14 protein-coding genes are annotated in these 13,024 nt (G+C 54.4%); all 14 read left to right on the top strand.

The genetic code is table 11. The annotated features are described in order from the left end of the window. The first annotated feature begins 144 nt into the window (after positions 1–144). The 14 genes from GE073_RS09640 to GE073_RS09705 all read left to right on the top strand — a co-directional run bounded on the left by GE073_RS09640 (position 145) and on the right by GE073_RS09705 (position 12,968). The gene (locus tag GE073_RS09640; RefSeq protein ID WP_021877783.1) at positions 145–972 is read left to right on the top strand and encodes a ParA family protein; all 828 of its coding nucleotides are present in this window, start codon (positions 145–147) and stop codon (positions 970–972) included. Continuing rightward, a complete protein-coding gene (locus GE073_RS09645) occupies positions 920–1,864 on the top strand; it encodes a ParB/RepB/Spo0J family partition protein (protein ID WP_048743941.1) in 945 nt (314 codons plus the stop codon). Before GE073_RS09640 ends, GE073_RS09645 begins: the two co-directional genes overlap by 53 nt. An 84-nt stretch (positions 1,865–1,948) precedes the next feature. Next, a complete protein-coding gene (locus GE073_RS09650) occupies positions 1,949–2,119 on the top strand; it encodes a hypothetical protein (RefSeq protein WP_021877785.1) in 171 nt (56 codons plus the stop codon). A gap of 2 nt (positions 2,120–2,121) precedes the next feature. Next, positions 2,122–2,733 (top strand): hypothetical protein, encoded by a 612-nt coding sequence (locus tag GE073_RS09655; protein ID WP_049867097.1) that lies wholly within the window; start codon positions 2,122–2,124, stop codon positions 2,731–2,733. 47 nt (positions 2,734–2,780) lie between these two features. After that, positions 2,781–3,902, top strand: coding sequence for an SAF domain-containing protein (locus GE073_RS09660; protein ID WP_021877787.1), 1,122 nt, complete (start codon positions 2,781–2,783; stop codon positions 3,900–3,902). 11 nt (positions 3,903–3,913) lie between these two features. Further along, a complete protein-coding gene (locus GE073_RS09665; protein ID WP_021877788.1) occupies positions 3,914–4,621 on the top strand; it encodes a hypothetical protein in 708 nt (235 codons plus the stop codon). Positions 4,622–4,635: 14 nt separating this feature from the next. Next, the gene (locus tag GE073_RS09670) at positions 4,636–5,475 is read left to right on the top strand and encodes a CpaE/TadZ family protein (protein ID WP_048743945.1); all 840 of its coding nucleotides are present in this window, start codon (positions 4,636–4,638) and stop codon (positions 5,473–5,475) included. Then, positions 5,472–7,334 (top strand): Flp pilus assembly complex ATPase component TadA, encoded by a 1,863-nt coding sequence (locus tag GE073_RS09675; RefSeq protein ID WP_153783363.1) that lies wholly within the window; start codon positions 5,472–5,474, stop codon positions 7,332–7,334. Before GE073_RS09670 ends, GE073_RS09675 begins: the two co-directional genes overlap by 4 nt. Then, entirely contained in the window at positions 7,331–9,400 is a 2,070-nt protein-coding gene (locus tag GE073_RS09680) for a hypothetical protein (protein ID WP_049867099.1), read from the top strand. The genes GE073_RS09675 and GE073_RS09680 overlap by 4 nt, the downstream gene beginning before the upstream one ends. 72 nt (positions 9,401–9,472) lie before the next feature. After that, positions 9,473–9,952: a hypothetical protein gene (locus tag GE073_RS09685; RefSeq protein WP_049867100.1), complete on the top strand. Its 480-nt coding sequence runs from the start codon at positions 9,473–9,475 to the stop codon at positions 9,950–9,952. A gap of 67 nt (positions 9,953–10,019) precedes the next feature. Next, positions 10,020–10,412 carry a hypothetical protein gene (locus tag GE073_RS09690; protein ID WP_049867101.1) on the top strand — a complete coding sequence of 131 codons (393 nt, stop codon included), beginning with the start codon at positions 10,020–10,022 and terminating at the stop codon, positions 10,410–10,412. Next, positions 10,409–10,957, top strand: coding sequence for a hypothetical protein (locus tag GE073_RS09695; protein ID WP_049867102.1), 549 nt, complete (start codon positions 10,409–10,411; stop codon positions 10,955–10,957). Before GE073_RS09690 ends, GE073_RS09695 begins: the two co-directional genes overlap by 4 nt. Beyond that, a complete protein-coding gene (locus GE073_RS09700) occupies positions 10,944–11,927 on the top strand; it encodes a hypothetical protein (RefSeq protein ID WP_049867103.1) in 984 nt (327 codons plus the stop codon). Before GE073_RS09695 ends, GE073_RS09700 begins: the two co-directional genes overlap by 14 nt. Positions 11,928–11,996: 69 nt before the next feature. Continuing rightward, positions 11,997–12,968: a DUF916 domain-containing protein gene (locus GE073_RS09705; RefSeq protein WP_049867104.1), complete on the top strand. Its 972-nt coding sequence runs from the start codon at positions 11,997–11,999 to the stop codon at positions 12,966–12,968. The last annotated feature ends 56 nt before the right edge of the window (positions 12,969–13,024 follow it).

Genomic DNA, 13,024 nt, shown 5'->3' on the forward strand with positions numbered 1-13,024 from the left:
CTATATTCGATGAATGTCCAAGAGAATGCCTTCCACTTTCGGGGGCGTTCTCTTTTTATATAGATACTTTTCAAAAAAGCCGATTGTCTGAACTATTGAATGTTCAGTGCAGTCGGCTTTTTTGCGTGAAAGGAGAGTTGTTGGATGAGCAAAGTAATCGCTCTCGCCAATCAGAAAGGTGGCGTCGGCAAAACGACAACGGCGGTCAATCTCGGTATTGGCTTAGCGGCTGAAGGTAAGAAAGTTTTGCTGCTGGACGCGGATGCGCAGGGCAACCTGACGGATTCGTTAGGCTTCCATGAACCGGATAGTCTGTCCATTTCACTCGCCACAATGCTAGTGAAGGGCATGACGGAGGAGCCGTATGAACCGAGGGAAGGTATTTTGCACCATCACGAAGGTATCGACCTGATGCCGGGAAACATCGAATTATCGGCGGTCGAAGTGGCGCTCGTCAATACGATGAGCAGGGAAACGATTATGCGTTCGTACATCGATTCCGTAAAAGCAGATTACGATTATATCCTGATCGACTGTATGCCGAGCTTGGGCATGATGACGATCAACGCATTGGCAGCGGCGGATAGCGTCATCATCCCGGTACAGGCACACTATCTGCCCGCCAAAGGCATGACGCAGCTTTTGCAGACGGTTGCCCGCGTTCGGCGTCAAATTAATCCGAAGCTGGCTGTGGACGGTGTGCTGCTCACGATGGTAGACAGCCGAACCAATTTCGCCAAAGACATTTCTTTAGTTTTGCGTCGGGATTATGGGGATAAGCTGCGTGTATTCAATACAGAAATCCCCCTGTCCATCCGCGCGGCGGAAACAAGCGCCAAGGGTAAAAGCATTTACGCCCACGATCCGAACGGACAGGTTGCTAAAGCCTACGCTGCACTTACGAAGGAGGTGCAGGATATTGGCAGCGAAAGAAGATCGGCTCGCCAGCATAAAGCTGACCAAAGTCGATGATTTATTCTCGACAGAGGAAAGCCGCAACGATTCGCAACGGGAAAAGGTGATGGATATTCCATTGGCTGAAATTAGTGAATTTCCCGGTCATCCCTTTAAGGTAAGGGCGGATGAAGCGATGTTAGAAATGGCGGATAGTATCAAGCAGTATGGTGTCCTTGTTCCCGGCTTAGTTCGGCCAAAGGTAGGCGGTGGATACGAGATGGTATCCGGCCATCGTCGAAAGAAGGCAAGTGAATTGGCTGGTATGGAGACAATTCCATGTCTCGTTCGCGAGTTGGATGACGATCAGGCGACTATCATCATGGTGGATAGCAACCTGCAACGGGAGTATATTTCTCCGAGTGAAAAAGCTTTTGCCTACAAAATGAAATTGGAAGCAATGAACAGACAAGGACAACGAACAGATTTAACTCGTTCCCAAGTTGGGAACAAGTCTGCTGCAAAGAAATCAAGCGAGATATTAGCAGAACAGATGGGCGAAAGCAAAAACCAAATATTTAGATACGTTCGCCTAACCGAACTCACTCCTCACATTCTCGAAATGGTAGACGACAAACGGATTGCCTTTAATCCTGCCGTTGAGTTATCTTACTTGGCCGAGAAAGAACAGCAAGCCCTATTCGATACCATGCAGGCAGAGGACTGCACGCCTTCACTTGCACAGGCTCAGCGTATGAAAAAGATGAGTCAAGAAGGCAGGCTGAATACAGATGTCATTTACACCATACTAACGGAGGAAAAGCCGAATCAGAAAGAAAAAATGAGTATTCAGCGAGAACGAATCGACCGCTTTTTCCCACGAGACTTCTCGGAAAAACAAAAGGAAGACCTGATCGTGCAACTGCTGGAAAGCTGGTACAAAAGGCGGCAGAGGGAGCACGAACGGTAATTCCCCCGTTGCCGCCTTGTTCATGCACCCTCTCCCCTGACGGAGAGCTTTTTTTATGCCCATTTTCGGGGAGGAGATCATCCAATGGACTTTACGAAAGGAAAACGGCGTCAGTATGAACGTCTGATGAAAGAAAAGCCGGGTTTTGCGCGTAGTAGGCCATCTGAGGAGGAAGAAGCACAACTGCGCAAGCAGGCTCAGGAAGCCGAAGGCTGGCACAAGAAACGTGACCGCAAAAAGAACCGGGAGGGCTGACGATGGAGCAAGAGAAACGAATGGCCGGTGACTACGAAGTCTATCAAGCGCTACCCATTGGCAGGGTGGAGGTTGTTTTAGGCATCGACATCACGAATACCGAAAAGCCCTATTTGGTTTGCTACTGCTCGCAGAATAATTTGTTTGGTATCGATCAGTATTACGGTGCAGAAGGATATGAGGATTACCTAGTCGCAATGCAGGAATTTACCAAGCTATTGCAATGGGAAATCGAGAAACTCCAGACCGAGCGCGCTACGATCACGGAGCCGATGCCTCCCATTCAACCGGACCAATGCCTGCCCATCAAAAGTGACGATGATCTCGGCGGCAGAATTGTTGTGACCCGTTTGGATTGGTTGCGGCCGGAATTTCGCACGGCAGACCATCAGTTGATTTGGGTAACGGGAGGTTTCGGGGCTTCGGGGAACTCACGTGGGCGGGCGGTCTATGCGGAAACCCTCTATTCCGGCGATGAATACCGCTATAACCGGGAAGACCTGATGGGGTTCCTGAAGCCGGAGCATACGCCCACATGGGCGGCCGAGAAGCTGGCACAACGACAAGCGGAGCAAGCCCCATCAAAGCCGCGTCCGCGAGGCGAAGCGCGTTAAGAGAAGCGCAAGGTATCTTCTATATAAATGAAAGGAGATCGTGAACGATGTCATGGACGTATCGACACCGCAAGACGCTCATCATGGGAGCCATTGCGATCAGCGTGGCGCTTCTGGTAGCAGCGGCCTTGTATATGCTGATGCAGCACACCGACCAGCAGCAAAAGCAGCAACAGATGAAAGAGGAGTATGAGCGGCAGATTCAGCAATTGAAAAAGGAGGAGCAGCAAAACAGCCGAAATGTCTGGACGACTGCAAAAACGATACCGGCAGGCGTCTCGCTCAAAGCGGATGACCTCAAGGCTGTTCCGATGCCCGTCAGTTTGGTTCCGCCGGGCGTAATCACCGACCGGGAAAGCATCATCGGCAAAAACGCCAAGATCGAGCTTGCATCAGGAATGCCGCTACTTTCCTCTTTATTGTACGAAGGACAGCCCATTCCGAAGGATTTGCGCATACAGGAGTTTCAGGTCATTCAGCTTCCCTCTAATCTCAAGCCTAACCAATATATAGACGTTCGCATCGGCTTTCCAACCGGCGAGGACTTTGTTCTTTTATCTAAAAAGAAGGTACAGGAGCTGTCCGGTACGGTTGTGTGGCTGGAACTGAATGAGATGGACATCCTCCAAACGTCCAGCGCAATTATTGATGCGTACTTGCAGGGAGCGCGGCTGTATGCCCTCCCGTACATCGAGCCGGGCTTACAGGAAGCGGCTGTGGTCAACTATCCGGCCAATCAGAAGGTATTGAACCTGATGGCGGTCGATCCCAATCTGCTCGAAACCGCAAAAATCGAACTTGCCCGCGCGCTGCGTCAAACGCTGGATGGCAATTTGAAGGCGGTCAGCGACTCGGACAAACTTCGCGTCACCAGCGGTAGTGTAACCGTGCAGCAGCAGTTGCAAAACGAACGGATGACGACGCGGCAGGGCAATGCCATGGGCGGAACACAGCCAGTAGGCACACCGCAGTCTGGAGAATCAGCAGTTTCGACGAATGGTCCGCAGCCTAGCGTGAGTGATGCTGCTGGTGCAGCAGCTACTCAATCTCCGAAAAATCAACAGACGCCCCCTCCTGCCGTTTCGCCGTCGCTGCCATCGGGTATGCCTCCTGCAACCGAAGCGCCTCCGGCAAGCGAAGATAAGTGGGAAAACATCTTCAATCAATGAGGAGTGCGGATATGAAAAAAATTGTTTTTATCGGCGTAGCGGACAAGACGCATGCTTTGTTGGTGCTTGGCCGCTTGCTTGTGGCCTTGGGGAATAAAGTGCTGTTGGTGGATTCCACCGTCACGCAGTCGATTCGGGGTTATCTGCCGCACGCCTATGCCAATAGCGCCGTTCAGGATTATGAAGGTATGGATGTGGCCTACGGCTATCTCACTCCCGAACAGCTTGAACGAGGCTTGGCACAGGCAGGGACGACACCGGCATACGACATCATGCTGGTGGACACTGACCATACGGAATTTGTTTTCCACCACAACCTGTCCCAGTTTGATAAGCGGGTGTGGTGCTGGGATGGAAGGCGGTTATCGCTGGAGAAAAACGAGGAGCTGATGCTTCGTCTCGGCTTACAGAACACGGAAGAGCCTATCTCGTTTTTCGAGTTGCTCTCCCCTGACATACCGGGAAAGTTGGCAGCGTGGCGAGCCGAAAAGCGGTTGCGGCATATCCAGTTGGAGGATACGGTGTTTCGCTTCCCTTTTGACGAACGCGATGCAGCCGTCGATTTGAACAATCAACACCACGGCCGCATCGACCTTCGCGGGCTGACCGGGGCGTTTCGCGAGATGCTGCTGACGATGCTGGAGCAGCTTGGCGATTGCGACCGCAAGACAGCGCGACGAGCCTGGGCAATCGCCCGTAAACGGGTGCGGGTGTGGTAGAAAGGAGAACGTTTATGGGAGCTACCGTTGTATTTTGGAGTCCTGTATCAGGTCAGGCCGGGACAACGACTAATCTGCTCGCCGCGGCGACGTGCATGGGTTTGGAATATTCGGCGCGATTGCTGTTGCTTGGGCATTTGCTAAGCAGTTACGCCGCTGTCGAACGAGCCTATTATCGACCTGCCGGAAGAGAGGACATGCATACCCCGGACACGGGAATTGATGCGCTCTTGCGTCTGCTGAAAAACCGCAAGCTGGAGCCTGTCATGCTGCGTGACTATGCCCATCCGTTACTGCGGGATCGCCTGGATATTTTGCCCGGCTCCATCAAGCAAGAGGATATCTTTATCGAAACGGCAAAGGAATGGCTCACACCGCTGCTTGCGGTTGCCCGCCGCGCTTACGATGTAGTGCTGTTGGATGGGGGGAGCGGCAGCGGGTCGGCTTGGGACGAAATGCTGCGGCAGCAGGCCGACGTATGGGTCGTCTGCCTGCCGCAAAACCGTCTCCTTCTAGAGCGATTTTTTCAATCGGCAGAAGCAGCGATGCTGCAAGGCCGAAGAACGCTGCTCGTGTTCGGACAGTACGACCCTTATTCGACGCTCACTTCTAAAAATCTCATGCGTCAATTCCGTATAGGACCGACCGTGTACCCTGTTGCACATAATACAGGCTGGATGGATGCGGCACAGCATGGCGAAGCGAATCCTTTCTGGTTTCGCAACAGAAAGATAGCAAGCGGTCATGAGAACCACCTGTTCGTGCAGCAGGTGCGACGATTGGCGCAGGCTGTGATAGAAAGCGCAGGCGCAAGGCAGCACCTTTTCGAAGGGAAGGAGGGCGACACGCCATGACGGCTTTGCTCAATGCCTTCATCCTGATCGCGCTCTTGTTGCTTTCAATCTTCTTCCTTTATTTGCGCCTGAGCCGACGATTGCCGGAACGGACGGACGACACATCGGTATATACGCTGGAAGCGATGACCACTTTCGTAAAAGCAACGCTACACGAGTTAACCAGCAGCAACCTAGCCGACTTCGGTTTGTCGGAGGAAGAATACCGCCGCCGAAAAAGCAAACGGGCGGAGCTGAAAAAGGCGCTGCGGGGCTGCACCTCCGGTGATCTGCGGGACAAGGAATACGTCAAGGAGATCATTGCCGACCTGCTCGTGCAGCGCTATGAGTTGGACGATGCGAATTTGAACCTCCTGCTGCCATTTCATCAGCCGGAGTCCCTCTCCGCGCAAGACCAGTTTGATATTCTGCTTTACACATATAAAAAGGAAGCCGGGCTTCATGCGCTCGACCGGCTCGTTCAAACCTATGAATGGGATCGGCAAAGACGAAACGAGGAAGGCCAGCTTGAAACGTACCGGATTACGGCGGAGGATATTCGTAGCGTCTTCGCCCGTGAAGCGCCGCGTTTGACGACGGACGATAAGCTCCAACTTGTCGTCCAGCGGATTTATCAGCATTACAAGGGATTCAGCGTCGTGGACGAGTTGCGCGACATGCGTGTGGACGGCGTATCCGGGGGCGTATCCGGTCTGCCGCCGCTCATGTGGGAGGGCGAATGGTCGCTGGAGGAGGACGCACAGCTTCAGTCGCTGCCCCGTTCGCATGACAGCATATGGCTGTTTTACAAGGGGAAGTCCATCCACCTGAGCTTCTTGTCCTTCGGCTCCGAGCAGGAACTGCGACGCGTTTGCCAGATCATCTACAAGCACAATTTTCCCGGCCAGTTGTCCGAGGCGAACGGATTTAAGGTCAATGAAATGGCAGACGGCTCCCGCGTCGTCGTGCTACGCCCCCGATTCAGTGAATCGTGGGCTTTTTTTGTGCGCAAATTCGACGTGCAAAGCGCGACACTAGAGCAGTTGATTCAGGACGAAGGCGCGGAATTGCCGATTGGCCTCATTCGTTACTTGGTATCGGGTGCGCGGATCACCGCGATTACCGGCGCGCAGGGCAGCGGCAAAACAACGCTGCTTATGGCGATGGTTCGTCATATTCCAGAAGTGCTGCCGATCCGGGTACAGGAAATGAGCTTTGAGCTTCAATTGCGCAAAATTTATCCAGAACGCAACATCGTCAGCCTGCGCGAAACCGAGACGATTTCCGGTCAACAGGGGCTGGACATCCAGAAGAAGACGGACGGCTCTGTCAATATTTTGGGCGAGGTAGCGACCGACCCGGTCGCCGCTTGGATGGTTCAGATGGCACAGGTGGCGTCATTATTCACCTTGTTCACGCATCACGCCAAAACCTTCCGTGACCTTGTGCTGTCTCTCCGCAATTCCTTGTTGAAAACAAAGGTGTTTACGAACGAGCGTGTGGCGGAGCAGCAGGTCGTCAGCGTCGTCAATTTCGATATTCACCTCCGCCGCGACCTGGACGGACGGCGCTATATCGAGCGCATTACGGAATGCGTCCCAGTGCCGCAGGAGACGGCGTACCCGGAAGCCTTTCGCGGGAAAATGACAAAGGACGAACGGATGGCAGCCTTTATGGAAACGACGCTCGAATACTTCCGCCGCTCGACGGATCGCCCGCTGTACACCGCCCGAAATCTCGTCGAATACCGCAACGGCCGTTACGCTGCCGTTCATCCCCTGTCCGAGCAAAGTCGCTGCGAGATTGCGGAATACTTGAGCGGCCCCGATAAGGCCGTCTTTGATGCGTTTCTGGCATCCCATTGGGGGGATGAGACATGATTCAGGAATGGCTCTCCCCTCTGCTCGGCATCGCAACCGTGCTCTTTCTTGCCGCTGTCGCGGCCTTCCTGTGGCTGTCCCGGCGTGATTCGGAGGTGGCGGCAGTCCGGCGCTACGAAGCGCTGCGTAAGCCGGGGCAAGCGCCTCGCAAGCAGGCGGTTTACAGTTTCATGCAGCAGCTATACAGCGTTTGCGAGCAGATGCCGGTTTTAAGGATGTACTTGCTGCACCTTCGCAGGCGATTGGTCATCCTGCGGCTCGGGGACGAATGGAAGCTGCGGCTTGAGGTGATGAAATCGGCGCTCTTGATGTGGCTTGTCCTGTTTTTGGCCGCGATTCCGCTTGTTTTGGCGGTGCGCGACCCTTACACGCTGGCGATGCTCGGCATTGGTCTTTGGGTCGGCCACGGCATCCTCTCGGATATGGGTGTTTATCGGCTCGAAATGCGGCTGCTGCGACAACTTCGTCTGTTTCTTGGGGATGTGAGACATCATTACCATCGTCACGGGATGGTAGATGAAGCCGTCTATGAATCGGCGGACAGCGCGCCGTATGAAATGGCGCTGCACGGGCAAGAGCTGTACGACATGCTGACGGACAGCGACGCCGAAGATAAACTGGCGCAATATGTGGAGCATGCCCCGAATCGTTATTTGCAGGGCCTTGCGGGATTGTCATATCTCATCAAGGAGCATGGCGATCAGCAAACGGAAAGCGGTTCGGTCTACCTCAAGGGACTGGAAAAGCTGTCCATCGAACTGAATCTGGAATTGCTGCGTCGCGAGCGTCTCAGCTTCTTATTACAGGGGCTGACCGTTATCGCGCTGCTGCCGCTGCTATTTACCCGTCCGATTGAAGCCTGGGCTAGCCACTTTTTTCCGGCAATGGACACGTTCTACGCCAGCGCTTTCGGTTGGGCCGCCAAACTCTGTCTGCTTGTCGTCGTGTGGCTATGCTACGTGCTGCTGCGCAACCTGTCGGAGCTGGATGCGACAGCAAGGCCCACCAGCCGAAAAAGATGGGAGCAACGGGTTTATGGCTGGCCGTGGATGCGCTGGCTGGCCCACCGGCTGGGGCCGGTTCCCGGCTCGCGAGAAGCGGAACGGATAACCCGGCTGCTCAAGGATACAGCCTCTCCCTTACGTCTCGAATGGTTTTACGTGCAGCGGATCGTAGCCGGGTTCGCAGCCTTTTTGGCGGTGCTGGGCTTATTCGTGTCCTTGCATGCAGCGGAGCGGCATCAGGTGCTGTATTCACCTGTGAAGCCGGGAACACTTTTCGGGCAGTTGTCCCCGGAGGAGGAAACGAAGGCACGGGAAGCCGCCGCGCTGGATCGCAGGATGCTCGATCAATTAAAGGAGGTGAGGCCGCGAAGCGAAAATAGCGTCATCAGCCTGCTGCGCAAGGACCCGGCTGCACAGGTCAAGGAGGATCAGCTTCGAGAGGCGGCGCGGCGCATCCTGGGCAAGCTGGAGAAGCTGAATAAGCCTTTTCTGGCGTGGTGGGAAGCGTTTTTGGCTTTCGCCGCAGGATGGGGCGGGTACACGCTGCCAGTTGGTATTCGGCTGTTCCAGCGGCGTATGCGGCAGATGGAGATGAAACACGAGGTGGATCAGTTGCAGGCCGTGATTGCCATGCTCGCCGGGATGGATCGGATGTCGGTTGAACAGCTTCTGTTATGGATGGAGCAGTTCGCGCAGGTCTTCAAGGAGCCACTGCAAGCCTGCCTTCTTCACTTTGAACAGGGTGAGGAGCAGGCGCTTGCGCAGCTCAAAGAAGATGCACCGTTTCTACCTTTTGTTCGGATCGTGGAAAAGCTGGAAATGGCTTCGCAGCATTTGACGATCCGGCAGGCATTCGACGATCTCGAAGCAGAGCAGGCGTTTGCGCGGGAGCAGCGCAAGCAGGAGTATGAACAGTTAATTGAACAAAAGGCAGGCTGGGGACGCTGGATCGGGTTTGCCCCCTTGATGACGTTGATATTCGGGTATTTGGTCATTCCGCTTGTCGTCGTCAGCCTACATCAGATGACCGTGTACTACGATCAGCTTCAACGCATCCAGTAACCCATATAGACGCTTTCCTTCATCAGCGGGAAGGCGTTTTTTTTATCCCCTAATCAAAGGAGAGAATTGTACATGTCCAATGCGCAGAAGGCACTTGTCATGGCAGCAGGAATCTTCCTTGCCATCGCACTCATTACACTGGCTGTCGTGCTGTTTATTTCCGCCCAGGATTCGACCAAGGCGGCTCAAAGCAATTTTAGCAATATCCAGACGGAGCTTTCACAAACGGCGTTTACGGTGTATGACAATACGACGCTTTCGGGCAGTCAGGTTGTCAACGCGCTTCGCAAGTTCCGCGATCAGGACCAATTTGGCATCCAGATCGTTACCGGCAAAAACCCGACCGGTCAGTGGTACGGCAAGGTTATCAATACCGGTGTGCCTCTGGATAGCATCACCTACGGCGCAATCGTCGGAGCCGCACCCGGCCAGATTAGCCAGACCGTAGACGAAGCGGATATCAACTACGTTAATCCAAGCGGCAAGTTCCGCAGCACGCTGGTGCTGGACAGCAGCAATGTCATTCGCGGCATCGTCTTCCGGCAGCAATAAGGTCGGATGAGGTTACGAAAGCGTCCGGCCCAGGTTGGACGCTTTCGTCATGAAGGAGGTGTAACACATGAACTATGCGCCAAGAACGATGCTGGAGATGAGCGCAGCATTGCTCGTTTTCCTCATGGCCGCAGGCAGCGGTCTGATTTTGTTTCAGACCGGTGCCTCACTCAATTCGCTTGCCTATGTAACCGGCCAATCGCAGGATCGTAACTTGCAGCAAATCGCTGTACCGCTCTCGGGCGACGGTTCGGTATCCGGTGCGGAAGTGCTGCAAGCTATCGCTCGCCTAGATGAAGGAGATGCGGAAATGGTGGTAGACGGCGTTCGGTTCGCGCCGCCGCTGGAACGGGAGCAGCTTTCGTCCGCAGGCATACGTCTAAAGGGGCGTTATCAGCCCGCCTATGAACGGGACGTTTCTGGTCACTTGCAGCGCCTGACACTAAGGAGCCTGCCATGAACAGTCTGATCAAAATTTTCGCCGTATTGATCGCTGTTCTGCTGCTCTATCTCTACCCGCTCTCTGCCGCCTTTGACCAGCAGGACGATATTTCGGAACTTGTTGCCTTGCGCGCGACGACAGCCTTCGTCGATGCGGTTCGGGACAAAGGCGGCATCACGCCAACGATGTACAACGATTTCATGACCGCGCTTGCGGCGACCGGCAATACCTTCGACGTTCAGATGGAGCATGACAGCAAGAAGTACGTGCCGGTTTACGACGATCCGACACGGCCCGAAACCTTTAAGGGCAACTACGAGGTACAGTACGATGCGTTTTTCAATGCGCAGATCCTGCCGGAGCTGTTCCCCGACAATCTGGCAGCAAAGGATGACCCAAACCGTCGTTATCGGATGCGCGCGGGCGACAGCTTTTCGGTAATTGTGCGCAATACGAACCGGACGGCAGGCACGTTGTTCTTTGATTTTCTGAACAATACCATTAGCCCGAATGAAAAAATCGTGATTCCGTATGGCGGGGTGGTGCGCAATGAAATGGATTGAATGGGCTATCGTCGGCGCGCTGTTGTTTCTTCCCTTCGCGATCGTCAATCGGAATGAGACGGATACCCTGAGACGGACGGTGCTGTCGGAGATGAGTTACGATGCTGCACTAGATGCGGCGGTGGACGACGCCGCGAGGTTGCTCGTCGTTAACGCAAGCCAGCAGCAGGAAGCGCAATATGCCTCGGCCAAGCATTTCGCGCTGAACAAGGAAGAAGCACTAGCGGCGTTCTACCGGACGCTGGACACGGGCTTCGGCGCTGCGGATGATCTGGTGTCGCAAGGTGTCCTGCATCGCTACATTCCGGCTATCGTGATCGTCGGCTACGACGGCTTTTACGTCTATTCCGAGCAAGAATGGACGGGGGCTGACGGAAAAACCGTCATGAATCCGGCTTGGGGAACGAAGAAGCCTTATGCGTATGTCGATGCGGCGGGTAACAGCCTGTCCTTTACGCTTGACCAGCAGGTACTCGCTTACGATGCGGCCAGCCGAAGCTGGCATGAGGGCTTGCGGCAGGACATCCGGCAGCAAACGACGATACCGCTTTTGCAGGATGCTGCGCTCTTCGAGCAGGTACGACGAAGCACGATTGTCCGGGCGATCCAGGACGAGTTGGCCTACCGGATCAATCGATATAACGAAACAGTCTCTCGAAATGGCCTGTCCTACACGTTCACCCTGCCTCTGATCTCCGATGAGGACTGGCACAATACGGTGGATGATGTGGGCGTTTTGGCTTTTGTACAAGGTATCCCGATGGGAGCAAAGGTGTACAACAACTATGCGCTTGGCGGGAGCCGCATCGTGAAACGTCCAACGATCATCGGGGCAAGGAGAGGCAGTATGAAGGTGTACTACCGCAGTTCCTGCGGTTACACCTATCCGACCGAAGAAACGTTTGCCAGCGAGCAAGCAGCCGCACGCAAGGGATATATGCCCCTGACTTGCCTCGGCTCGGCCTTCTAGCAGGAACGTATGCCTATTCGCTCATGTAAGCGATGGCAAGCGGAATACAAGCAAAGGAGTTCATCAATCATGTGGATTCGACTGGTGCTGGCGGCAATCGTTTTTTGGATAGCCGCCGGATTTACCAACCCTATGGACGGGCAGCAATTGGTCATCAGTGGGGATTCCGACCGGATCAATCCGGAGTTGGGCGCTTATGTCGAGGATATAGTACCCGGCGATAAGCGAGAGTACAAGGTTCACGTCACGAATCCCACTGATGAGGAAATAACAGCGCTGCTCTATGCGGCCGATGCCATGCCTGCATTGGGCGGCGGAAAGGATTTTACTTTACCGAGCGATCCCGATACCGGTTCGGCTGCATGGTACAGGGCGCCGGATCGCAGTATAACCCTCAAGGCTGGCGAGACGCAAAGCTTTACAATGGAAATGCAGATACCTGAAAGTGTGGAGCCGGGCCAGTACGTGTCCGTCATCGGCGTCTACGATCAAAGTATGAGGGAATCGGCGGCGCGTAAAATCGGGTTGCAGGTCGTCCTCAACTACAAGTTGGACGAAGCGAAGCCTCCTGAGGCTGTCCCGCACGCGGCCGCATATACGCTGGAGAACGGAAAAGCGAGCCTGACGATTTTGCTGGTCAATGAAGGCGATAGCTTGTCCGAACCGGAGATCGAGGTGCGGCTCAAACGTCAGGACGATGCCAGCGAGCTTTTGTTTGAAAGGAAATCAACGGTTGATTCCATTTATGCAGGCACGGTCGCACAGTACATGGCGGACCTAAACAGGCCGCTTTCTCCCGGTTCTTACATGGCGGAAGTAAAGACAACGCTGGGTGACCGCACAGAACAGAAGGAATTCCCTTTTGAAGTAACGGACGGTCGGACTATGCCTTCAGGAACCGTGATTCAAGCTACTGGGGACATTTCTCCGCATCATGAAGGTTCATTTGGATTGCGCCCATCCTTCGTCTACGGGGGCTTGCTGCTGATTCTTGTCATCGTCGTTGTTGTTATAAGAAGAAGGGCTTCGCGCACGGAGTAACGAGCGGCTCCTGGTTCCTGCAGAGGACAGACTGCCGGACAGTGGACAGGCAACAG

It is taken from the genome of Paenibacillus sp. B01 (assembly GCF_009649995.1).
GTDB classification, from domain to species: domain Bacteria; phylum Bacillota; class Bacilli; order Paenibacillales; family Paenibacillaceae; genus Paenibacillus_O; species Paenibacillus_O pasadenensis.